The sequence below is a fragment of the Ochrovirga pacifica genome, assembly GCF_000220525.1.
Classification (GTDB): Bacteria; Bacteroidota; Bacteroidia; order Flavobacteriales; family Flavobacteriaceae; genus Ochrovirga; species Ochrovirga pacifica.
The window spans coordinates 1-22,248 of record NZ_AFPK01000025.1; the positions used below are offsets into that span (position 1 = coordinate 1).

General features: G+C 34.1%; 21 protein-coding genes. 9 read left to right on the forward strand and 12 right to left on the reverse strand.

What is annotated here, in order from left to right:
- Positions 1-22: 22 nt before the first annotated feature.
- Together leuD and leuC are read right to left on the reverse strand one after the other, a co-directional pair.
- Positions 23-622: a 3-isopropylmalate dehydratase small subunit gene (gene leuD / locus FS85_RS0103445; protein ID WP_010134642.1), complete on the reverse strand. Its 600-nt coding sequence runs from the start codon at positions 620-622 to the stop codon at positions 23-25.
- A 76-nt stretch (positions 623-698) separates the two neighbouring features.
- Complete coding sequence (gene leuC / locus FS85_RS0103450) at positions 699-2,096, reverse strand: 3-isopropylmalate dehydratase large subunit (protein WP_010134643.1); 1,398 nt, start codon at positions 2,094-2,096, stop codon at positions 699-701.
- 209 nt (positions 2,097-2,305) lie between these two features.
- On the opposite strand from leuC, the gene FS85_RS0103455 reads away from it, so the two are divergent.
- Positions 2,306-3,133, forward strand: a complete 828-nt coding sequence (locus FS85_RS0103455; protein WP_010134644.1) for a zinc ribbon domain-containing protein — start codon at positions 2,306-2,308, stop codon at positions 3,131-3,133.
- On the opposite strand, the gene FS85_RS0103460 is transcribed toward FS85_RS0103455, so the two are convergent.
- The 8 genes from FS85_RS0103460 to FS85_RS0103495 all read right to left on the reverse strand — a co-directional run bounded on the left by FS85_RS0103460 (position 3,108) and on the right by FS85_RS0103495 (position 9,666).
- Positions 3,108-3,455, reverse strand: coding sequence for a Dabb family protein (locus FS85_RS0103460; protein ID WP_010134646.1), 348 nt, complete (start codon positions 3,453-3,455; stop codon positions 3,108-3,110). The genes FS85_RS0103455 and FS85_RS0103460 overlap by 26 nt on opposite strands.
- 66 nt (positions 3,456-3,521) lie before the next feature.
- Positions 3,522-4,190 carry a 16S rRNA (cytidine(1402)-2'-O)-methyltransferase gene (rsmI, locus tag FS85_RS0103465; RefSeq protein WP_029489244.1) on the reverse strand — a complete coding sequence of 223 codons (669 nt, stop codon included), beginning with the start codon at positions 4,188-4,190 and terminating at the stop codon, positions 3,522-3,524.
- 64 nt (positions 4,191-4,254) lie between these two features.
- Positions 4,255-5,748: a GH3 auxin-responsive promoter family protein gene (locus tag FS85_RS0103470; protein ID WP_010134648.1), complete on the reverse strand. Its 1,494-nt coding sequence runs from the start codon at positions 5,746-5,748 to the stop codon at positions 4,255-4,257.
- Positions 5,749-5,752: 4 nt separating this feature from the next.
- Entirely contained in the window at positions 5,753-6,805 is a 1,053-nt protein-coding gene (locus tag FS85_RS0103475; protein WP_010134649.1) for a M23 family metallopeptidase, read from the reverse strand.
- Positions 6,806-6,884: 79 nt separating this feature from the next.
- The gene (gene nadD, locus FS85_RS0103480; protein ID WP_010134650.1) at positions 6,885-7,466 is read right to left on the reverse strand and encodes a nicotinate (nicotinamide) nucleotide adenylyltransferase; all 582 of its coding nucleotides are present in this window, start codon (positions 7,464-7,466) and stop codon (positions 6,885-6,887) included.
- Entirely contained in the window at positions 7,466-8,224 is a 759-nt protein-coding gene (locus FS85_RS0103485) for a DUF3050 domain-containing protein (RefSeq protein WP_010134651.1), read from the reverse strand. The genes nadD and FS85_RS0103485 overlap by 1 nt, the downstream gene beginning before the upstream one ends.
- Before the next feature lie 15 nt (positions 8,225-8,239).
- Positions 8,240-8,809 carry a guanylate kinase gene (gene gmk / locus FS85_RS0103490; protein ID WP_010134652.1) on the reverse strand — a complete coding sequence of 190 codons (570 nt, stop codon included), beginning with the start codon at positions 8,807-8,809 and terminating at the stop codon, positions 8,240-8,242.
- On the reverse strand, positions 8,809-9,666 hold the full coding sequence (locus FS85_RS0103495) for a YicC family protein (protein ID WP_010134654.1): 858 nt from the start codon (positions 9,664-9,666) through the stop codon (positions 8,809-8,811). The genes gmk and FS85_RS0103495 overlap by 1 nt, the downstream gene beginning before the upstream one ends.
- A 79-nt stretch (positions 9,667-9,745) precedes the next feature.
- Here FS85_RS0103495 and FS85_RS0103500 point away from each other — a divergent pair, with 79 nt between their 5' ends.
- From FS85_RS0103500 to queA, 8 genes are all read left to right on the forward strand, one after another.
- Positions 9,746-10,777, forward strand: coding sequence for a glycosyltransferase family 9 protein (locus FS85_RS0103500; RefSeq protein ID WP_010134655.1), 1,032 nt, complete (start codon positions 9,746-9,748; stop codon positions 10,775-10,777).
- A gap of 93 nt (positions 10,778-10,870) precedes the next feature.
- Positions 10,871-11,236, forward strand: coding sequence for a DUF3127 domain-containing protein (locus FS85_RS0103505; RefSeq protein ID WP_010134656.1), 366 nt, complete (start codon positions 10,871-10,873; stop codon positions 11,234-11,236).
- Between the two features lie 71 nt (positions 11,237-11,307).
- The gene (aat, locus tag FS85_RS0103510; RefSeq protein WP_010134657.1) at positions 11,308-11,955 is read left to right on the forward strand and encodes a leucyl/phenylalanyl-tRNA--protein transferase; all 648 of its coding nucleotides are present in this window, start codon (positions 11,308-11,310) and stop codon (positions 11,953-11,955) included.
- Positions 11,956-11,964: 9 nt separating this feature from the next.
- The gene (locus tag FS85_RS0103515; protein WP_010134658.1) at positions 11,965-12,969 is read left to right on the forward strand and encodes a radical SAM protein; all 1,005 of its coding nucleotides are present in this window, start codon (positions 11,965-11,967) and stop codon (positions 12,967-12,969) included.
- A gap of 53 nt (positions 12,970-13,022) precedes the next feature.
- Positions 13,023-13,349, forward strand: coding sequence for a nucleotide pyrophosphohydrolase (locus FS85_RS0103520; RefSeq protein ID WP_010134659.1), 327 nt, complete (start codon positions 13,023-13,025; stop codon positions 13,347-13,349).
- A 1-nt stretch (position 13,350) separates the two neighbouring features.
- Positions 13,351-13,614 (forward strand): hypothetical protein, encoded by a 264-nt coding sequence (locus tag FS85_RS0103525; RefSeq protein WP_010134660.1) that lies wholly within the window; start codon positions 13,351-13,353, stop codon positions 13,612-13,614.
- A gap of 2 nt (positions 13,615-13,616) precedes the next feature.
- Positions 13,617-14,849, forward strand: coding sequence for a 3-phosphoshikimate 1-carboxyvinyltransferase (locus FS85_RS0103530; protein ID WP_010134662.1), 1,233 nt, complete (start codon positions 13,617-13,619; stop codon positions 14,847-14,849).
- A 171-nt stretch (positions 14,850-15,020) separates the two neighbouring features.
- Positions 15,021-16,070, forward strand: a complete 1,050-nt coding sequence (gene queA, locus FS85_RS0103535; RefSeq protein ID WP_010134663.1) for a tRNA preQ1(34) S-adenosylmethionine ribosyltransferase-isomerase QueA — start codon at positions 15,021-15,023, stop codon at positions 16,068-16,070.
- Positions 16,071-16,286: 216 nt separating this feature from the next.
- On the opposite strand, the gene FS85_RS0103540 is transcribed toward queA, so the two are convergent.
- Both FS85_RS0103540 and FS85_RS17005 read right to left on the reverse strand, forming a co-directional pair.
- Positions 16,287-19,958, reverse strand: a complete 3,672-nt coding sequence (locus FS85_RS0103540; protein WP_010134664.1) for an SdrD B-like domain-containing protein — start codon at positions 19,956-19,958, stop codon at positions 16,287-16,289.
- Positions 19,959-20,108: 150 nt separating this feature from the next.
- Positions 20,109-22,248, reverse strand: a 2,140-nt coding sequence (locus tag FS85_RS17005; protein WP_010134665.1) for a thrombospondin type 3 repeat-containing protein, incomplete at its 5' end; no start/stop codon positions are given.

The window sequence follows — 22,248 nt, forward strand, 5'->3', positions numbered from 1 at the left end:
TTTTTTTATAAGGACTCTATATTTAGAAAGGTCTTGTTTCTGTAAACTCAACAATCTCTTCTTTTATGTTTTGTAAATAGTCTATATCATCAAAACCATTTAACATATTTCCTTTTTTGTACCCGTTGATATCAAAAGTTTCAGACTCTCCTGTTGATACTAAAGTTACCGTTTGATTTGGCAAATCAACTTTGATTTCAGTTTTAGGATCGGCCTCAATCGCTTTAAACAACTTGTCTGCAAACTCAGCAGAAACCTGAACTGGCAATACACCAACGTTTAAACAGTTGTTTTTAAAAATATCTGCAAAAGCTGATGAGATAACACATCTTAACCCAAAATCGTACACAGACCAAGCTGCGTGCTCTCTAGAAGATCCCGAACCAAAGTTACGTCCTCCTACTAAAATTTTAGACCCTGCATATTTTGGATCATTTAAAGGAAAATCTGCAATAGGATTTCCTTCAGAATCGAATCTCCAGTCACGAAAAAAGTTAATGTCAAAATCTTTACGTTCAGTAGCTTTTAAAAAACGAGCAGGAATAATTTGATCCGTATCTACATTTTCTATTGGTAACGGATATGCTGTACTTGTTAATACTTCAAATTTATCGTAAGCCATAATGTTGTCAATATTAAATTTTAAGATATTAGACATCAAAATTTTTAATATCTAATATCTGTGCTATTGTATTTTATTAAACTAATAATGTTCTTGGATCTGTCACTACACCTTCTACAGCAGTAGCAGCAGCTACTAACGGAGAAGCTAACAACGTTCTTGAACCTGGTCCTTGACGTCCTTCGAAATTACGGTTTGATGTAGAAACTGCTAATTTCCCCGCAGGAATTTTATCATCATTCATTGCCAAACAAGCAGAACATCCTGGTTCTCTTAACACAAACCCAGCATCTTCTATAATTTTATCCAATCCTTCTTCTTTAATTTGGTCTACAACTTTGTGTGAACCAGGCACTAACCAAGCAGTAATATTTTCTGCTTTTTTACGCCCTTCGATAATTGAACAAAAAGCTCTAAAATCTTCAATACGTCCGTTGGTACAAGACCCTAAGAATACGTAATCTACTGGCTTACCAATCATGTCTTCTCCTTCATTAAACTTCATGTACCCCAAAGATTTTTTGTAGGTTTCAACTCCACCTTCTACCTCTTCGGCTTTTGGAATAGATTTGGTTACCCCCATTCCCATTCCAGGGTTGGTACCATAAGTAATCATTGGTTCTATATCTGCTGCATCGTAATTAAACTCCACGTCAAACTCAGCTCCTTCATCTGTTTTTAACGTTTTCCAATATTCCATTGCCTTATCCCAATCGGCTCCTTTTGGTGTATGTTTACGACCTTGAATGTACTCAAATGTTTTTTCATCTGGAGCAATCATACCACCACGTGCCCCCATTTCAATAGACAAGTTACATACAGTCATACGTCCTTCCATAGTCATTTCTTCAAACACATTTCCTGCATACTCTACAAAATATCCTGTAGCTCCCGAAGTGGTTTGTTTAGAAATAATATACAAAGCCACATCTTTTGGTGTAACACCAAAACCTAATTTACCATTTACGTTGATACGCATTTTTTTAGGCTTAGGCTGCATAATACATTGAGAAGACAGCACCATCTCTACTTCCGAAGTACCAATACCAAAGGCTATAGCACCAAAAGCACCGTGTGTAGAAGTATGAGAATCTCCACATACGATAGTAGATCCTGGTAATGTAATTCCGTTTTCTGGCCCTACAATATGTACAATACCATTGTTTCTATGTCCTAATCCCCAGTGAGAAATTCCATATTTTGCTGCGTTGTTGGCCAAAGCCTCTAACTGATTTGCCGATAAAGGATCTGCTACAGGTAAATGTTGATTCCAAGTAGGTGTGTTGTGATCTGCAGTAGCAAACGTACGCTCTGGATACATCACTCCAATTCCTCTTTGTTTTAAACCTACAAAAGCTACTGGACTAGTTACTTCATGAATAAAATGACGGTCAATATAGAATACATCGGGTCCATCTTCAATTTTACGTACCACGTGCGAATCCCATACTTTGTCAAATAATGTTGTTGCCATATTGTTTCCGACTTAATAAAAAATTTGTTTTTGTTTTGATTGTAACTCAATAAATTACAGGTTCGCAAAATTATAAAAAAAGTACCTTAACCCACATAAGAATCTTAATTTTTATTACGATGCCCAACGCCTATTTTCTTAAAAAACACATAGTATTTTACTATGATCAAGGGCTTAAATTTGTATTTTAGCCACAAAACTTATTTGCCATGAAATACCTAAATTGTTCGCATTGTAAACACCAAAACCCTTTACAGTCTGAGTACCAAATTTTTTGCAACAATTGCGGTAAAAAATTAGAAAACAACTTTAAAAACTGGCAAAAAAAATTCCCAAATAAGACTTTTGAAGATTTTCAAAATGAAATTGGAACAACGCAAAGAGCTACTAAACCCAAAAAGAAAAAATTATCGGTAAAAAATATTTTGCAAATAAGTTTTGTAATTGTGTTTTTTATTATTGGTTCTATTTATGGAAAACAAGTGGCTCCAAAATTGTACACCTTTTTTTACGACCTGGCATACCCTGCTTCTGAGTTGTTGCAAAAAGATTGGGATCGTCAATATTTTTTAAATAAAGAGATCTCTTTTGAATCTCCTTATTTATTAAAAAGTGATTTAACCGCCTCTGTTTCTTCGGAATTAGATGAAAACACCAAAAAATTAATTGATCAATTTGAGACCTACAGTCATCTTGAAGGGGATCGATATGCCATTATGCTAATGACGATAAAATATAAATCCGTTGTACCCGAAATCAATCTAAAAGGTGCGGCTGATGGTGGTATTTTGCAAATGATGCAAAAGTTAAACGGACAAGAATTGGTATATAATGATGATAAAAAAGCAATAGATCACTACCCCGCACTAATCAGAAAAGGAACTTTTGTTAGTGAGGGGAATGCAATTTACTTTAAGATGTTTGTTAGCGTGTTAAACGACAATCAAATGGTATGTTTGATAAATTCTTGGATTGGAAAAAATGAAGATTATGAATTGCTAACCGACCGAATTATTGATTCTGTTGAACTTCGTTAAGGTTCCAGATTTCAAAAGAATCAAACACTTGTACTCTTTTCCACAAATGTCCCGCTTCGTTTACAAAATCTTGATGAGGCTGTTCTGTTTGATACAAGTCATGTTGTTCCTTATTGTTAAAAGCTACCATTAAACTAAATGTATAACTGTTATCTACAACTGCTCTAGAGGTTTGTGCAGGTTGTGATACTATGGTATTACCTGCGTAGGTACTTAAGTCTAAAAACTTTTTTAGAGAAGCTAAAAACAGTTCTTTTTCTTCTTCACTATCAGGGTTGTTTAGCCAAAAATAAACATTGTGATAAAATTTCTTATTCTCCATAACTTTACATTTAAATCACAAATATAGCAATGAAAGTGAATTACGAAGAACAAATATTTAAAAAAACTAACTTCCCGATACTACAATCACAATTTCCCCTTTAGGTTGTTTTTCTGAGTAGTATGCAATTAACTCTTGTAACGTTCCTCTTTGTGTTTCTTCAAATAACTTGGTCAATTCTCTAGAAACAGAGGCTTGCCTTTCTATACCCAGGTACTCAGACAAATGGGTTAAGGTTTTTACCAATTTATGCGGTGACTCGTACAAAATAATTGTTCTAGTTTCTTCAGCCAAAGCCAACAAGCGAGTTTGCCTTCCCTTTTTTACAGGTAAAAATCCCTCAAAAACAAACTTATCATTTGGCAAACCACTATTAACCAAAGCAGGCACAAAAGCAGTTGCTCCAGGCAAACATTCTACTTCAATCCCTTCTTGTATGCAAGCTCTTGTTAGTAAAAATCCAGGATCGGAAATTGCAGGCGTTCCAGCATCAGAAATTAATGCTATTGTACTTCCTGACTTTATTTTTTGAACAATAGTATCTACCGTTCTGTGTTCGTTATGCATATGGTGACTTTGCATTTGAGTGGTTATTTCATAATGCTTCATCAACTTTCCGCTGGTTCGTGTATCTTCAGCCAACACCAAATCTACTTCCTTTAAAACTTTAATAGCTCTAAAGGTCATATCTTCTAAATTTCCAATGGGTGTTGGTACTAAATATAGTTTCATAATTATTAGCTTAGGATACTTGTTATCTATTGGCTTTTAGCTAACTGCTAATAACCAATTATACCTGCTACAACGTAAAATTTTCTAATACATCTGCTATTTTACGATTGTCTGATAATTGTGGGATTTTGTTTTGACCTCCAAATTTACCTATCGATTTCATATACTCGTGAAATCCTCCTTTTTGCACCTTGGTGATTACCAACGGTCTTAGAACAGCACCTTCAATCAAATCAAAATAGTAGATATTTTGTTTTTGCATAGCAGCATCAATAGAAGCTGCAAAAGCATCCATATCTTCGGGTTCTTCATCAAACTCGAGAAACCACTCGTGATATGGCAATCCTTCTTTAGGGGTAACCTGAGGTGCAACAGTAAACTCGCTTACAGAGCCTCCATGTTTAGCCAAAGCATCGTTTAAAGCTTTTTCTACCTCTTTACCAATTACATGCTCTCCAAAGGCTGAAATAAAGTGTTTTATTCTTCCTGTAACTTTAATTCTATAAGGCGATACGCTTGTAAACTCTACAGTATCTCCTATGTTGTAACCCCACAAACCAGCTGTAGTGTTTAGAATAATTACATAGTTTACTCCCAAGGCTACTTCACCTATAGAAAGTCTTGGCGGATTTTCATCAAAAAACTGATCAGCAGGAATAAATTCATAAAAAATACCACTATTTAACTGTAACAACATCCCTGGTTCTGATTGAGAATCTTGATAAGCTATAAACCCTTCGGAAGCAGGATAAAGCTCTATGTAATCAATTTTTTTTCCTATCAAACTTTCAAACTTATGTTTGTAAGGTGCAAAATTTACACCTCCGTAAATAAAGAAGTTGAATTTTGGAAATAGTTCTGCTATGGTTTTTCCCGTTTTGGCATGCAAACGCTCAAAATACATTTGCACCCAAGATGGTATTCCACTAATCACAGACATGTCTTGATCTATGGTTTCATCAACAATGGCATCTACCTTGGTTTCCCAGTCTTCAATACAATTGGTTTCCCAACTAGGCAATCTATTTTTTTGCAAATAGCTAGGTACGTAATGTGCTACAATTCCGCTTAATCTTCCCAGCTGTACTCCGTTTAAATCTGTTAAAACAGGGCTTCCTTGTAAAAAAATCATTTTGCCATCTACAAAACTAGCATCTCCGGTTTCGGTTATGTAAAACAGCAATGCATTTCTTGCGGCCTTAATGTGTGTAGGCATTGATTCTTTGGTGATAGGAATGTATTTTGCTCCAGAAGTTGTTCCCGAAGTTTTTGCATAATACAAAGGTCTTCCTTTCCAAAGAACATCAGACTCTCCCTTTACCATTCTATCTACGTAAGCTCGAATTCCTTCATAATCATTAACAGGAACTCGTTCTTTAAAATCTTTATAATTTTGTATTTCATCAAACTGATGATCTTTACCAAAAGCTGTATTTTTAGCATTCTTAATCAAGTATTGAAACACTTTTTCTTGAGTTTCTACTGGGTTGTTGGCCCATTTGTATACTTGTTTTCTTATTGCGTTTGCAAAAGGTATGGCTAATTTTGATTTTATACTCATGCTTTTAAAACTTCATAAAATTTGTAGGGTCTAATGGATATCCATCTTTCCAAATCTCAAAATGCAAATGTGGTCCCGTGCTTAGCTCTCCTGTTGAACCTACATTGGCAATTACCTGCCCCGCTTTTACCAATTCTCCCTGAGACACACTAGTTTTACTGTTATGCTTGTATATAGAAACATAATTTTTGTTATGTAAAACAACAATTACAAAACCTGTTTCCATCGTCCATTCCGAAAAAATAACCATTCCGTCTGCTGTGGCTTTTACAGGGGTATTTTCTTTGGTTACAATATCTACGGCATAGTGTTGAGATTCTGTACTAAACCCCTGACTGATACTTCCATTTACTGGAGTAACAAATACTTGTTCTATTTTTTCATTTTCGTGGCCAAAGATACTAAATCGCTCTTCTCGCTCTACACTTTCTCTAAAAACAGAATCTATTTCAGAACTTTCTAAAAGCTCTAATTCTGAATCCTCAATCACATCATTAGAAGGTTCTGTGTCCACATCAGCAAGAGATTTTAGGGTATCTACATGAAATGAGTAATTCTTTTTCAGTTTTTCTATAGTTTTGTTTCGCTCTTCTAACAACGCATACAAGTTCTTTAGTTTTACTGTTACAGAATCTCCGTTTGCTATACCTACCTGATAAACAGACTCTCCTGTTTTGGTTACATAAGGCAACTCTCCCATTTCTACTGCTACATCTCCTAATAAAACAGGTTTCATAGACTCGGTATAGTTGTTTAATGCATTGATTTTTTGCTGCAAAGTATCCAACTCTGCATTCATTAAAATAGCTTTCTTTTTTAAGTCTGGAGATTCAAAACCTGGAATGTATTCTTTTAGTGAAGTGTAAACAATAAGACAGGAGGTAAAAACAATTAACAAAATGCTAAACACCCCTCCAAACACAAAAACATTAAGACGATTTAATTTAAACGAAAACTTTTCTTCAAAAGAATCTTCGGTAAAAACTACCAAGCGGTATTTCTTTACCCATTTTTGTTTTAATTCTTCTCGTTTTTCCTTGCGTTTCTTTTTCGCCATGGATGCTGTTTTCTGTTTGATTAACGCTCTTTTACCTTGCCAATCTTCTTAAATAACAAAGGTAGTATTATTCTACTTTTTACCTATAAAAATTCATCAAGTCTATATACTCCCAAACAGGAGCAGGCAACAAGTGTTTTACGTATTTTTTTTCGTTGATTGCTTTTCTTATAAAAGTAGAAGAAATCTCTATTCTAGGAGCTTTTACCAAAGTTATTTTTGGATGTTGTACTAAGTCGTTTTCTGCCTTACCATCTGCCACTCTAGGATATACATATACTTGATAATTTTCTAAAATCACTTCGTAATTTTTCCATTTATGAAATGAGTTTAAATTGTCTTCTCCCATGATAATGGAAAACTGATAATTTGGATGTTTTTCAGAAATATGTGCTAAAGTATCTACCGTGTAATTGGGTTGCTTTAACTGAAATTCTATATCTGAAGGAGAAATGTTCTGAAACGACTCTGTAGCTCTATACACCAACTCTAAACGATGATGATTGTCTAATAAGCTCTGCTTTTTTTTATGCGGATTGTGCGGAGTAACAACCATCCAAATTTCATCCAAATCGGAATAGTGCAACAAGTGATTTGCCAAGATTATATGCCCCGTGTGTACGGGGTTAAACGTTCCAAAATACAATCCTATATTTTTCATTACACCAATACTGTTTGAATTCCAGACCACAAGTTTATTCGCTTGTCTATCGCTTGTTTGGAAACCTCCAATACTTCGTTCCATTTTTGACTATCAGACCCACATAAATTCTGAATCATTTGTAGTGCCAATGGCCCGTGCTCATCACCATCTAATTCTATGTGTCGTTCTAAATAGTAAATCAATTTACGATATACTTTTTGATCTTGTTTTTTGGTTTCTTTTACAATCTCTAAAAACATTTCGGGTATTACATCTTCTCTTCCAAAGGTAAAGGCTGCTGCTAGCTTGTGCAAACTTCCTTCTTCTATTAAGGCAAATGTATAATTTACAAATTCTTTTACTGCTGGGGCTACCTCTATCAAATTCAACGCTTGCTGTACTGACACTCCTTGTTCTAAAAAACGGATAAAAGCTTTAATTTTTGTGGTGTCTGCCCCTACTTCATTCATTGCATCTAGATACATTTCAAAATGACTTTTAGCAATCCCTTCTTCATTAATATCGGTTTCCTCTCCGTGTACAATTTCGTTGATAAATCTTGCGGACACTGTATCTTTTACCGGAATCCAAACGTTAGACACACAAGTTAATTGTATTTGCAAAGCTTTTAATAACGACATAAAATCCCATACAGCAAACACATGGCTTTCCATAAACTGTCTTACATCGTCTATATTATTTAAGTCTTTATAAAGACTATGAGAGTTCAGCTCGTCTATTGCTAAACGAATTTCTTTTTTTACTTCATCAATCATACGTAGGGGTAATTTCTAATTTATAAACTTTTGCACCAGTTGGTAGGCATCTTGTTTGGCTTGTTCTAAATCGTTATTTACCAATATGGTGTCAAACTTTTCTGCATACCCAAATTCTTGTGCTGCTTTGGCTACTCTCATTTGAATCTTTTCTTCTGTTTCTGTAGCTCTTGACCTCAATCTTCGTTCCATTTCTTGCAGTGACGGTGGTTTCACAAAAATTGCCAATGTTTCTTCTGGAAATTGTTTTTTTATGTTTAACCCCCCAACCACATCAATATCAAAAATTACGTGTTTTCCTTCAGACCAAATTCTATCAATTTCTGACTTTAGCGTTCCGTAAAAATTATCTTTATATACTTCTTCCCACTCTAAAAAAGCTTCTTGATTTACTTTTTCTCTAAACTCATCAGCTGAAATAAAGTAATAGTCTTTGCCATCAATTTCACCTACACGTGGACTTCTAGAAGCTGCTGATACAGAAAAGTCTAAAGGCAAATCAGTTTCGTTTAATAAATATTTTGCGATGGTTGTTTTTCCTGATCCAGAAGGTGCCGAAAACACAATTAGTTTACCTGTTGCCATTACAATACGTTTAATATTTGCTCTTTAATTTTTTCCAACTCGTTTTTCATTTGCACTACAATTTGTTGCATGGGTGCATAGTTAGACTTAGATCCTGTTGTATTGATTTCCCTTCCTATTTCTTGAATGATAAACCCAAGTTTTTTTCCATCGGAAATAGGATGATTTAATTCTTTTAAAAAATATTCTAAGTGATTTGCCAAACGTACTTTTTCTTCGTTGATGTCTAATTTTTCTAAGTAATAAATTAGTTCTTGCTCAAACCTGTTTTCATCTACATTTACAGACAAATCATCAATAGCTTTTCTTAATTTTATTTTTACCGCATCCATTCGATCCTGATCGTGCAAATCAACCTCTTTAGATAGGTTTTGGATGTTTAAAATTCGTTCCCTAAAATCAACTTCTAAAGATTTTGCTTCGTCTTTTCTAAACTGAATTAATTCTTGAATGGCATGTTGAATTCCCACTTCAATTTCTGCCCATTCTGCAGGATCCAATTCTTCTCTTTCAGTTTTTAATGTGTCGGGTAACTTTAATGCCATATCTAACAAAACTACATCAGACCCATTGGCAATTTCTTTTAGTTGCTTCATATAATCTGCCACCACTCCTGTATTAATAGTAGTCTGAGAGACATCGGCTGTCATTTCTACAAACAACGAAAAATCTACCTTTCCTCTCACCACCTTTTCTGCGATTTTTTTTCTAACCTCTATTTCTTTTTCTTTATAGTATGGGGGAATTCGAACACTTAAATCTAGATTTTTGCTATTTAAAGATTTAACCTCTATCGTAATTTTTTTTGTAGGCAACTGCACAATGCTTTTACCATACCCTGTCATAGACTGTATCATGTATCAAAAAATTGAGAGGACAAAAGTACAGATTTTAAATGTGGATTGGTAACCTTTCAAAAATAACTATCTTGCACGCATGCAAAGCTTAAAAAATATACTAGTAATTCGCTTGTCTGCCATGGGTGATGTGGCTATGACTGTCCCCATAATTCTTACATTATTAGAGCAACATCCACACTTAAAAATCACCTTGGTATCCAAACCTTTTTTTAAACCTATTTTTGCAGAAATAGAACGTGTAGACTTTATAGAAGCCGATGTTAAAAAAGAACACAAAGGAATGGCTGGCTTGTACAAATTATACCGCCAATTAAAAACCAAAGAGATAGCAGCTGTGGCAGATTTGCACGACGTATTACGTTCTAAAATATTACGCTTTTATTTTAAAACCAACATGATTCCTGTTGCGTTTATCAACAAAGGAAGAGCTGAGAAAAAAAAACTAACCCAGCCAAACAACAACTTTTTTAAGCCTTTAAAAACTACACACCAACGTTATGCAGATGTGTTTCAAAAACTAGGTTTCTTTATAGACTTAAAGAAACCTGTATTTTTAACTCCAAAAAAATTAACATCGTCTTCTAAAGATCGAATTGAATACTTATCTGATGATAAGCTAATTGGAATAGCTCCATTTGCTGCACACGAGGGTAAAAAATACCCCATTCATTTAATGGAAAAAGTTATTGCAGAATTAAGCTATTCTTACAAAATTCTTTTGTTTGGAGGAGGACAAGAAGAAGTAACCATTCTATCTGCTTTGGCCAAAAAACACTCCCATACCTATTGCATTGCAGGAGCTGTAACGTTAGAAGAAGAATTGAGTTATATAAGCAACCTATCTGCAATGATTAGCATGGATAGTGGAAATGGACATTTTGCTGCCATGTTTGGTATTCCCACCATTACACTGTGGGGAGTTACCCATCCGTTTGCAGGATTTGCTCCTTTTTTACAACAGGAACTTTGCCTTTGTTCAGACAGAGAAAAATTTCCTTTAATTCCCACTTCTATTTACGGAAATAAAGTACCAGACGGATATCAAAACGCAATGCAAACCATTCACCCTAAACAAATTATAGAAAAAGTAAAAAGTGTGGTAGATTGATTTATAAACAAATTTGTTAATAAACTTTACTGTTTTTTGGTATTCATTCTTTTTCAAATCTTTATTTTTGAACTCAACAAATAAATGAAGAGTATGCAAGTATCAGGAAAAATTAAATTGATCAACGAGACACAGACATTTGGAGCTAGTGGATTTAGAAAAAGAGAGTTGGTTTTAACCACGGATGAGCAATATCCGCAAATGTTATTGATAGAGTTTGTACAAGACAAAGTAGATATTTTAGACAATTACCAAGTAGGACAAGATGTAACTATTTCTATTAACTTAAGAGGTAGAGAGTGGATTAACCCAGAAGGTGTGGCTAAATACTTTAACTCTATAACAGGATGGAGAATAGAAGCAAGTGCTGCAGCAGTTCCTCAACAAGGGCAAGCACCCAAAAGTTTTGAAACAACTTCAATTGCACAAAACGAAGAGCCAGACGATTTACCATTTTAATCGTTACTTATTACATATTACAAACGCTTTTGACATTACCTTATGTCAAAAGCGTTTTTTAGTTTTGATTCATGTATTTTTTAGATCCAAACTCTTATCAATTTCCCGATCCAAGATTGGCCAATGCTGATGACATTCTTGCCATTGGAGGAGACTTAAGTCCAAAACGATTGATCCATGCTTATCAGCATGGAATTTTCCCTTGGTTTAACGAAGGAGATCCCATAATTTGGTACAGCCCAGCATGGAGAATGGTATTAGACCCTAGACATTACAAGCCTTCTAAAAGCTTGCAACAGTTGATTAAAAAAAATCATTTTCACATCACTTACAATCAACATTTTAAAGAAGTTATTACTCAATGCAAAACCATTTCTAGAAATGATGGTTTAGGAACTTGGATTACGGATGACATGTTACAATCTTACCTAAAATTACACCAACTAGGACATGCCAAATCGGTAGAAGTATGGCAAGAAAACAAATTGGTAGGAGGTTTGTACGGAGTAGATTTGGGTCATATTTTTTGCGGAGAAAGCATGTTTAGTCATGTTAGCAATGCTTCTAAAATAGCATTTAACTGGTTAAACAACTATTTAATAACAAAAAAATACGATTTGCTAGATTGTCAAGTTCACAATTCTCATCTTGAAAGTCTTGGAGCATATGAAATTCCTAGAGAAGAATTTTTACATATCTTGCATAAGAAAAAGAATTAGACTATTTGAATGAATTATTACGCACTTTTAAAGCTTAACAATTTTGTTAAAAATCCCAGGCTTAAGTTTTTGGGACTTTGGATGTATCATATTACAGGAAAAAGATACCTATCCTTACAATTTGACCCCGTTAACGCTTGCAATCTTAGATGCAAAATGTGCTATTTTACAGACAAAGATTATATAAAAAAACTAAAAGGAGTTTTCCCTAAAGAAGATTTGCCTCTTTTAGGTAAAGCTTTGTTCCGCAGAGCAGCAAAACTTCAAGTGGGTTGCGGAACCGAGCCTACATTATACAAAAACTTAGATTTAATTTTTAAACAAGCACAAGAGGCCAACATCCCTTATGTGTCTATGACAACCAATGCCAATTTATTAGAAAAAGACACCTTAGAACAATGGATTGTCTTGGGACTAAACGAGATTACGGTATCGTTGCACGGAGTACACAAAGCAACTTATGAAAATTTTATGGGAAAAGGAGACTACCATCGTTTTGTAACTGCATTGACTCATGCTAGTGAGTTGAAAAAAAAATATCCTGATTTCAAAATCCGAATTAATTACACTTTTAACGAAGACAATTTTGCTGAGCTTAATGACTTTTGGGAAGTCTTTGATGCTATTTCTATTGATTATTTACAAATTAGACCGATTGATCGTATTGGAAATACAGCGTATCAAAATTTTTCTCTCGAAAAAATTCAACCTATTTACGAGAAAACATATCAAAAACTAAAAGAAACTGCACAAAAAAAACAAACCATTTTAATTGCACCTAAATCAATTAGGTTTCAACACCAACAATCTATTAACAGTGTTATTCAGCCTTTTACCTATTGTTACATTTCGCCTACCAGCTTTTGGGATGCCAAGTTCGATTGGAAAAAAGAAACCTTTAACCAATATGCCAAACGAACAAAATTAGCACAGAGACTTTTTCAACTCATTTTTGCAAAAAAGCAAACCTTAATTGCCATGCAAAACAAAACCTTAAACTACGATATAAATTAATATTTTAATTCCAAAACTCTATCTTTGAACCGATTTAAAAGCAGTTACATCTTATGGATATAAAAAATGCTCAATTAGAAGTTGATAAATGGATTAAAGAACACGGTGTTCGTTACTTTAACGAGCTAACCAACATGGCTCAACTAACCGAAGAAGTAGGAGAAGTAGCAAGAATTATTGCACGTAGGTATGGTGAACAATCGGAAAAAGAAAGTGACAAAAACAAAGATCTTGGCGAAGAATTGTCCGATGTGTTGTTCGTTTTACTGTGCTTGGCCAATCAAACAGGAGTAGATTTACAAGCTTCTTTTGATGCCAAAATGGATCTAAAAACCAAAAGAGATCACGACCGCCATCACAACAACAACAAACTACACTAAAATGACGGCATCCGACAAAAAGAAAACCGTTTCAGAAACCCCTATTTGGAAACTAGCCATCCGATTTATGTTTTCTTTTGGGTTTATCTTAATTATTGTTTTTACCGCAGCAGAATTGTTTAAAAGCGGAAACCTAAATGCAATTTCTGAAAGCTTTAGCAATGGTACATGGCTACCTTTTGTAGCTACCCGAATTGCAGTAATTGTAGGCTATGGATTTGTCATGGCTTTTTTAACCAAAAGTAAAGCAAAAAACACCTTATAAAAATGGCACATAAAGATATAGGAACAAAGTATCTAAAAAAATATAACGGAGCGGTATCTGGTTCTTTCCAGATTACAGGATCTAAAAGCGAAAGCAACCGTTTGTTAATTCTACAAGCACTGTACCCAAGTATAAAAATAGACAACCTTTCTAATTCTGATGATACACAACTAATGCAAAAAGCATTACAATCTACAGAAAAAGAAATACACATAGGACACGCAGGAACTACCATGCGTTTTTTAACCAGTTATTTTGCCGTTAAAGAAGGGTCTGAAATAATTTTAACAGGATCTGAACGTATGCAAGAACGCCCTATAAAAATATTGGTAGATGCTTTGCGTTCTTTAGGAGCAAATATAGATTACGTAAAAAACGAAGGATATCCTCCTTTAAAAATTACGGGGACTTCTTTAGTAGCCAACAAAGTAGTGATAGACGGAAGTGTAAGTAGCCAATATATTTCTTCATTATTATTAATTGCCCCAACATTACCAAACGGATTAACTATAGAATTTGAAGGTACAATAACTTCAATTCCATACATAGAAATGACACTTAGCCTGTTAAATGATTTAGGAGTAGAAACATTGTTTAAAGGACAGTTTATTGAGGTAAAACCAACAACAGAAATAAAAAACAACGAATTTACTGTTGAGTCTGATTGGAGTTCGGCTTCGTATTCTTATGGTTTGGTTGCTTTAACCAAAAACGGGCAATTAGAAATTTCATCTTACAAACAAAACAGTCTACAAGGAGACTCTGTTTTACAAGACATTTACCAACAATTTGGAGTCACAACCACGTTTAACGGACATACTTTATTGCTACAAAAACAAGCTAATTTTACCATGCCCAAACAAGTAGTTTTCAATTTGGTAAAAGCACCAGACATCGCTCAAACTATAGCAGTAACCGCTTTTGGATTGGGTATTGAATGCCACATGACAGGTTTACATACCTTAAAAATAAAAGAAACAGACCGTATTATAGCACTGTACAACGAACTAACCAAACTAGGAGCTACTGTTACATATACCGATGAAACACTTACAGTAAAAGCTTTTAATGGCATTATTAAAGACCATGTACACATTGCTACATACAATGATCATAGAATGGCTATGGCATTTGCTCCTTTGCTGTTAAAAACAAACATTAACATAGACGATGCAGGAGTAGTTTCCAAATCATACCCTAGTTTTTGGAATGATTTTGAAACTTTTCAAGACTAAAACAACAGCTATTTTAAAATCTAAAATGTAGGGAATTCACCCTGCATTTTTTGTTTATAAATAGCAACACAAATAACATCAAGTTAACATCTCTGTAAAAAAACAGCCAATTGCTTGACAACCCCTATCTCCAGATTGTATATTTGCAATCTATCTAAAAATATCATACACATGAAGTTATCTGCTTTTCATTTTGATCTTCCCGATGAATTAATAGCACAACACCCTGCTGAATACAGAGACGAGTCTCGTTTGATGGTTTTAAATCGTAAAGATCAAACAATAGAGCATAAAGAATTTAAAGATCTTATCAATTATTTTGATGATGGAGATCTAATGATTTTAAATAACACCAAAGTATTTCCTGCTAGGATGTATGGAAATAAAGAAAAAACGGGTGCTAGAATTGAGGTTTTCTTGTTGCGAGAATTGAATGCAGAAAACAGACTTTGGGACGTATTGGTAGATCCTGCAAGAAAAATACGTATTGGTAACAAGTTATTTTTTGGTGATGATGACTCACTAGTTGCTGAAGTTATAGACAACACTACTTCTAGAGGACGTACTTTGCGTTTCTTGTACGATGGTTCGTATGAAGAATTTAGACAAAAATTAGAAGATTTAGGAGAAACTCCTATTCCTAAACACATCAAAAGAGATGTGGAGCCAGAAGATGAAGAGCGTTACCAAACCATTTACGCTAAAGAAGAAGGTGCTGTGGCTGCCCCTACTGCTGGATTGCACTTTTCTAAGCATTTGATGAAACGTTTAGAAATTAAAGGGATTGATTTTGCTGAATTAACATTGCATATTGGTTTGGGAACTTTTAACCCTGTAGAGGTAGAGGATCTTTCTAAACACAAGATGGATTCTGAGCAAATGTTGGTCACTGAAGACACCTGTGAAACCGTTAATCATGCCATTGATAACAAAAAAAGAGTTTGTGCAGTAGGAACTACCGTAATGAGAGCTATAGAATCTACAGTTTCATCTAACGGAAGATTAAACCCTTACGATGGCTGGACAAATAAATTTATATTTCCTCCATACGACTTTAGCATAGCCAATTCTATGATTACAAACTTTCATCCTTCTAAATCTACTTTAATGATGCAAGTTGCAGCTTTTGCTGGATATGATTTTTTAATGAAAGCTTACAAAGAAGCGATTAAAGAAGGATATAAATTTAGTACTTATGGTGATGCCATGTTGATTTTATAAAAGTTAGCTATAGTTTTATAAAACAAGCCAAACTCCTGTCTGAGTTTGGTTTGTTTATTTTAACCTAGAACCACCTATAACAACGAATAAGCCCTTTTAATGCTTTTCCTAATACCGAATACTTAATCACGAATTTAGCTGTTAAAAAAGCCTTATTTTTATACTACAAAAAAGCCAAACATAATTGTTTGGCTTTTCAATTGTATTATGGCTTGTTTAGTTTACAATTATTTTCTGTACTCTCACCTCTCCATTTGCACTAATTGTCATTACAAAATATACTCCTGTTAAATTAGTGTTTGCCACTACTCGTCCACCTTGTGTATACAACTTCATTTCAATTGCATCTGCTGGCATTACAATACTACCTCCAACAACCTGTAATTCATTAACAACAACTGGTACAGCAGGTGCTGAACAATCATCTTCTGTTGTAAAAACACTAGCATCCTCTACATATGTGATCCAGTTTAATGTACTGTAAGTTACGTCATCTACTTTTACACAAGTTAAATTTGGATTGTTTAAGATTTTAAAATTAGCATCTGCAACCCTATTGTTAAATTCGTTGTTGAACAATAATTGTTGTAAATCGTTATTGTTTAAGTTTAGTTCCAAAATACACTTGTTATTATCTAAATCTAGTGTCCCTTTCAACTTATTAAACTCCAAACTTAAGACAGTTAAATTTATAGCTCCTTTTACATCTATATCTTTTAATTTGTTGGTGCCAGCATATAAATGCGTTAACGATATTTTTTGACCTAAAATTAATTGCTCTAATAAGTTTCCTTGCACTTCAATTCGCTTTAATACTTCATTGTCCGTAAGATCAAGAATTACTAACTTATTTCCTTTTAAACTTACTACCTCTAATAATAAATTATTGGTTAAGTCTATAGAAGTTATTTGATTTGAAGCAGCATATAACTGTTTTAACACTGTTTGGTTAGACAAATCTAGGCTTGCTAGTTTATTTCCTGATACATCTACTACTTTTAAAAGTGTATTGTTAGACAAATCGATTGTAGTTACTAAATTCCCTGCCATGTGTAGCTCTTCTAACGAAGTAAATAATTCAATACCACTCATATCTTTAATACACAATTGAGTTATATCTAAATAAGTCATTGTTGCTACATTAGCACTTGGCGTAATAGTCCCATTTGCTACTCCATCTAAATCCCATCCTTTGTATACCATGTACTGTTCTAAAGTATCAAAACACAAAGGTGCTGGTTGAACAGTGTCACAACTTCCTGCTGGATAATTATCTAAATCATTATTACACAAGTTTAGCGTTTCAATACTTGTGTGTTGACTTAAGTCTAAAACTCCCGATAAATTGTTATCATTTAACAATAATGTCACAATACATTTTATTCCATCCAAGTCAACAACATCTAAATTATTATGTTGTGCATTTAAATACTCTAAGTTACAGTTGCTACCTAAAAGCAAGTCTTCTAATCCGTTGTAACTAACTTCCAAAAGATCTAAAATTGGTAGATTGGTAACATCCAGATGCTTGATTTCGTTATACTTTAAAGTCAACTTCTTTAATGTAGGACTGTGAGCCAAATCAATTTCTGTTAATTTATTACCATCTAAATAAAGCTCTTCTAAAATAATATTATCTCTAACGTTAACTCCAACCAACTGATTGTACTTTAAACTAATATGCTTTAAATTGGTATTGTTTGTTAAATCAACAACTTTAATATTGTTATTATCTGCAATTAAAGTTTCTAACGCTGTAAAATATTCGATACCGTTTAAATCTCTTAAATTCTTATTCGCTAAGTTTAGATATTTGACATTTGCTACCTCTGGTGCTGGAACTATTACACCGTTAATTACTCCATCTAAATCCCATCCTTTATTTACTAAATAAGCCTCAAACGTGGTTACTTTACATTCATCGGATAGACATTCTGGAGATACAAAACCAAAATCTTGATTGATTTCATCCTCTCCTACACCTAAAACAGTATTGCTAGTACTAGCTGTTGCAATTCCGTCATTATCGTAAGTAACACTTAGTTCGTTGGTTGTTACTCCTGCTGGTAAACCTCCTGTTACAGTGCTTACGTTTACTGAAACGCTATAGTTTCCTGCTGGTAAATTGCTAAATAGGTAATTTCCGTTAACATCGGTAGTAGTCGTTACATCATCTGCTGTATTTCCTGGAGTTCCGGGGTCTAAAGTAACGGTTGCTCCTTCTAAACCTACTTCTGTTCCATCTTGAACACCATCTCCATTATAATCATACCAAACTCTATCTCCGATAGATCCCAATCCTTGGTATCCAAAATCTTGTGCATCGTTGTTTTCTCCTGCGGATAAACTAACATCACTTGTGTTGGCACTTACCGTTCCATCATTATCATATGTCTGAGATAATTCTCCAACAGTTACTCCTGCTGGTAAACCTACTGTTACAGTGCTTACGTTTACTGAAACGCTATAGTTTCCTGCTGGTAAATTGCTAAATAGGTAATTTCCGTTAGCATCGGTAGCAGTCGTTACATCATCTGCTGTATTTCCTGGAGTTCCGGGGTCTAAAGTAACGGTTGCTCCTTCTAAACCTACTTCTGTTCCATCCTGAGATCCATTTCCATCCGCATCGTACCATACCGTATCTCCGATAGATCCTAGTTGCTGTACAATTCCAAAATTCACTTCTGTTTCTACTGTTGTAGCAACAGATACTGAAATAATTCCGTTTACAGAACCGTCGTTACCCGCAGCAACACCTTGATTTTCTCCGGTATTGTTCCACGTAGATGGTAAATTAGGACTTGTAGTTCCATTAGAGTTTGTATGTAAAACAATGGTGTAAGTGCTATTTTTTTCAACATCATCCAAAAATTCATAAGTACCGTCGCTATTAACAGGAATGGTTGATAAAATGCTATTACTACTATCAACTAAACTAACATATAACTGTGTGCCACTTGGTGTTGAAATCCCTAGACCATCAACTGTGTTATCATCTAATTTATCTACATCATTAAAAATGTTTCCTGTAATTCCTGGTACTATTGGATTTGTAGGATTATTTTCAAAAGTATCATCAGATATTCCATAGAATTTAACATCTGCATTTCCGTTATTATCAATTCGAAAACCGTAAATAGGTTGATTGATATTAAAAAGTTCTACATCAACAACAGAAAAATATTGTGGTTGGTTGTCAAATCTTCCTGCGGAACCGTACCCTATGTTCCAATCGTATTTTTTATTTCCATTGGGTGAAGCAACAGCTGCAGCTTGATGCCCGAATCTTAATTCTCTTGCTGATGCAATTGGGTTACCATTAATATCTAAAGGAACAATTCTAAAAAAGGTATTACCGTCTCGCTCGCTAACTACTAAATAATCATCGTTGGTTAAAGCTTTGGACCAATAAATATCGAAGTCTGCACCTGCTGGTGTATTGGTAGAGGCATCATAAAACATGTAACTCAAAGCGTTTCTGCTGGTTACCATCTCTTGCATAGCATCTTCCCAAGTAGCAACACCGTTAGAGATTAAAGTTTCTGTTCCTTCGTTATAAATTCCTACACCAGTGGTAGCATTGGTAAAATTGTTACTTGCTAAATAAGCTCCTTTTGCATTTAAAAAATTAAGGGTTTTTATAGCTCCTCCGTCATTTACTTTAACGTAGTTCATCCAAACAGGTAATGCCGTTTGGTTTGCAGGTATGGTAGGATCTATACCTCCGCTTGTCTGTGTAATGGTAGTACCATTAAACTCAATTTGCACTTCTGTAATGGGAACATTGTCTGTTCCAAGCACAACATTGTAAAGTGTTTGCGCGTTTGTTACTAGTGTACACATCATCACTAGTAACATACTCAAAAACATTTGAGTAGTTTTTTTCATAATAAAAATAGTTTAGAATTGTATACAGGGTAGCTGTACAAAGATAGGGTAATTGATTATAAAATTAAGTCAACAAATGTTATAAAAAACAAAAAAGCTGTTACTTTTTTTGGTAACAGCTTTTTTGTATCGTTTTGTTTAACAGACTACTTAAGGAATCAAAATCTTATGCACTTTTAATTTACCGTTTTCATCAATTATCATTACAAAATACAGACCTTGTAAGTTTTCATTTTCCACTACTCTTCCAGATCGTTTGTATATTTTCAACTTTACTACATCTGAATCAACAACTATTTTCCCGTCTACGATTTCTAGTGAATTATTGTCTTTTATATCTTCTATTTCTTCATCATCTAATTCTGGTTCTGCATTACAATCATCCTCACTAAATACACTAGGGTCTTCTACATAAGTTACCCAATTTAAAACACTATAAGAAACATCATCAACTTTAATACAAGTTAGGTTAGGGTTGTTTAAAACATTGAAACGTTTGTCAGCTATTTTCTCATTAATTGTGTTTTTAAACAGAATTTGACTAAGTGAGTTATTACTTAGATTTAGCTCTAAAATACATTTGTTCCTATCTAAGTCTAAAACACCTTCTAATTTGTTGTGCTCTAAGCTTAATACTGCTAAATTAAGAGCTGCACTTACATCTATTGTTGTCAAGCTATTCATTCCAGCATACAAGTGCGTTAAAGACATTTTTTCACCTAATTCTAGTCGGACTAATTCATTCGCTTGGAGCTCTATATGCTTTAATGCTTCATTCACAGTTAAATCTAATACTTGTAACTGATTTCCTTTTAAACTTAGTTTTTCTAGCAACACATTTGAAACTAAATCTATACTTGTTAATAAGTTTGAGGCTGCATAAAGCTCTTTAAGCATTACTTGATTTGATACATCCAAACCTGTTAACTTATTGGCAGACACATTTATGGTTGACAACAATGTATTGTTAGACAAATCTATTGTTGCAACATTGTTTCCTGCCATGTGTAATTCTTCCAAAGAAACGAATAACTCTATTCCAGACATGTCCTGAATACACTTATTAGTTATGTTTAGGTATGTCATTGTGGCAACTTCTGGACTAGCTGAAATACTTCCATTAACAGAGGCATCTAAATCCCATCCTTTGTAAACCATGTAAGACTCTAAGCTATCAAAACAATCAAACTCTGAAGGTAATGTATCACAAGATCCTGGAGGATAATTGTCTAAATTATTATTACATAGATTGATAACCTGTAATTTAGTATGGTTGCTTAGGTCTAGATTACCAGCTAATTCATTATCATTTAAAAACAACTCTAATAAACATTCTACTCTTGATAATTCTACCTCACTCAAGAAATTGTAAGATGCATTTAAATAAGTAAGATTACAGTTTGTCGCTAACAATAACTCTGTTAATTCATTGTAACTAACCCCTAACCTTTCTAAGTTAGGATTGTTTCTAACATCTAAATGTTTGATTTTATTGTAACGTAGTTCCAATTGTTTTAACGTTGCACTATGTGCTAAATCTATCTCAGTCAATTCATTCCCTTCTAGATAAAGCTCCTCTAAAACAATATTATCTCTTACATTTATCCCTACAAGATTGTTATACTTTAAACTAACATGCTTTAAGTTTATATTCTTGGTAAGGTCAACAACAGTAAGATCGTTGTCATTTGAAATTAACGTTTCTAGAGCTGTAAAGTTTTCAATCCCTTCTAAATCTTTTATTTTCTTTCCTGAAATATCTAAGAATTTAATACTTGCCAAAGTATCATGAGGAACAATTGATCCGTTAACTTCACCATCTAAATCTAGGCCTTTAATAACTAAATAATGTTCAAAAGTTGTTGCTTTACAATCCTCATCGTTCAAACAATCTGGATCGCTTTCTAAATCTACAGTAGAATCACAAACATCTCCAATCCCATCATTATCTTTATCAGCTTGATCTGGGTTTGCTACCGTAGGACAATTATCTACATCGTCATTTATTCCGTCGTTATCACTATCATTATCACATGCATCTCCTTGACCATCGTTGTCTAAGTCAGCTTGATCTGCGTTAGCTACTGTAGGGCAGTTATCTACGTCGTCATTTACACCATCATTGTCATCGTCCTCATCACATGCATCTCCTTGTCCGTCGTTGTCTAAGTCAGCTTGATCTGCATTAGCTACTGTAGGACAGTTATCTACGTCATCGTTGATACCATCGTTGTCATCGTCCTCATCACAAACATCTCCTTGTCCGTCGTTGTCTAGGTCAGCCTGATCT

Excerpts from the sequence above, each read along its gene's own strand:
- leuD (WP_010134642.1), bottom strand. The coding sequence starts at position 622 with ATGGCTTACGATAAATTTGAAGTATTAACAAGTACAGCATATCCGTTA.
- leuC (WP_010134643.1), bottom strand. The coding sequence starts at position 2,096 with ATGGCAACAACATTATTTGACAAAGTATGGGATTCGCACGTGGTACGT.
- FS85_RS0103455 (WP_010134644.1), top strand. The coding sequence starts at position 2,306 with ATGAAATACCTAAATTGTTCGCATTGTAAACACCAAAACCCTTTACAG.
- FS85_RS0103460 (WP_010134646.1), bottom strand. The coding sequence starts at position 3,455 with ATGGAGAATAAGAAATTTTATCACAATGTTTATTTTTGGCTAAACAAC.
- FS85_RS0103470 (WP_010134648.1), bottom strand. The coding sequence starts at position 5,748 with ATGAGTATAAAATCAAAATTAGCCATACCTTTTGCAAACGCAATAAGA.
- FS85_RS0103475 (WP_010134649.1), bottom strand. The coding sequence starts at position 6,805 with ATGGCGAAAAAGAAACGCAAGGAAAAACGAGAAGAATTAAAACAAAAA.
- nadD (WP_010134650.1), bottom strand. The coding sequence starts at position 7,466 with ATGAAAAATATAGGATTGTATTTTGGAACGTTTAACCCCGTACACACG.
- FS85_RS0103485 (WP_010134651.1), bottom strand. The coding sequence starts at position 8,224 with ATGATTGATGAAGTAAAAAAAGAAATTCGTTTAGCAATAGACGAGCTG.
- gmk (WP_010134652.1), bottom strand. The coding sequence starts at position 8,809 with ATGGCAACAGGTAAACTAATTGTGTTTTCGGCACCTTCTGGATCAGGA.
- FS85_RS0103495 (WP_010134654.1), bottom strand. The coding sequence starts at position 9,666 with ATGATACAGTCTATGACAGGGTATGGTAAAAGCATTGTGCAGTTGCCT.
- FS85_RS0103500 (WP_010134655.1), top strand. The coding sequence starts at position 9,746 with ATGCAAAGCTTAAAAAATATACTAGTAATTCGCTTGTCTGCCATGGGT.
- FS85_RS0103505 (WP_010134656.1), top strand. The coding sequence starts at position 10,871 with ATGCAAGTATCAGGAAAAATTAAATTGATCAACGAGACACAGACATTT.
- aat (WP_010134657.1), top strand. The coding sequence starts at position 11,308 with ATGTATTTTTTAGATCCAAACTCTTATCAATTTCCCGATCCAAGATTG.
- FS85_RS0103515 (WP_010134658.1), top strand. The coding sequence starts at position 11,965 with ATGAATTATTACGCACTTTTAAAGCTTAACAATTTTGTTAAAAATCCC.
- FS85_RS0103520 (WP_010134659.1), top strand. The coding sequence starts at position 13,023 with ATGGATATAAAAAATGCTCAATTAGAAGTTGATAAATGGATTAAAGAA.
- FS85_RS0103525 (WP_010134660.1), top strand. The coding sequence starts at position 13,351 with ATGACGGCATCCGACAAAAAGAAAACCGTTTCAGAAACCCCTATTTGG.
- FS85_RS0103530 (WP_010134662.1), top strand. The coding sequence starts at position 13,617 with ATGGCACATAAAGATATAGGAACAAAGTATCTAAAAAAATATAACGGA.
- queA (WP_010134663.1), top strand. The coding sequence starts at position 15,021 with ATGAAGTTATCTGCTTTTCATTTTGATCTTCCCGATGAATTAATAGCA.
- FS85_RS0103540 (WP_010134664.1), bottom strand. The coding sequence starts at position 19,958 with ATGAAAAAAACTACTCAAATGTTTTTGAGTATGTTACTAGTGATGATG.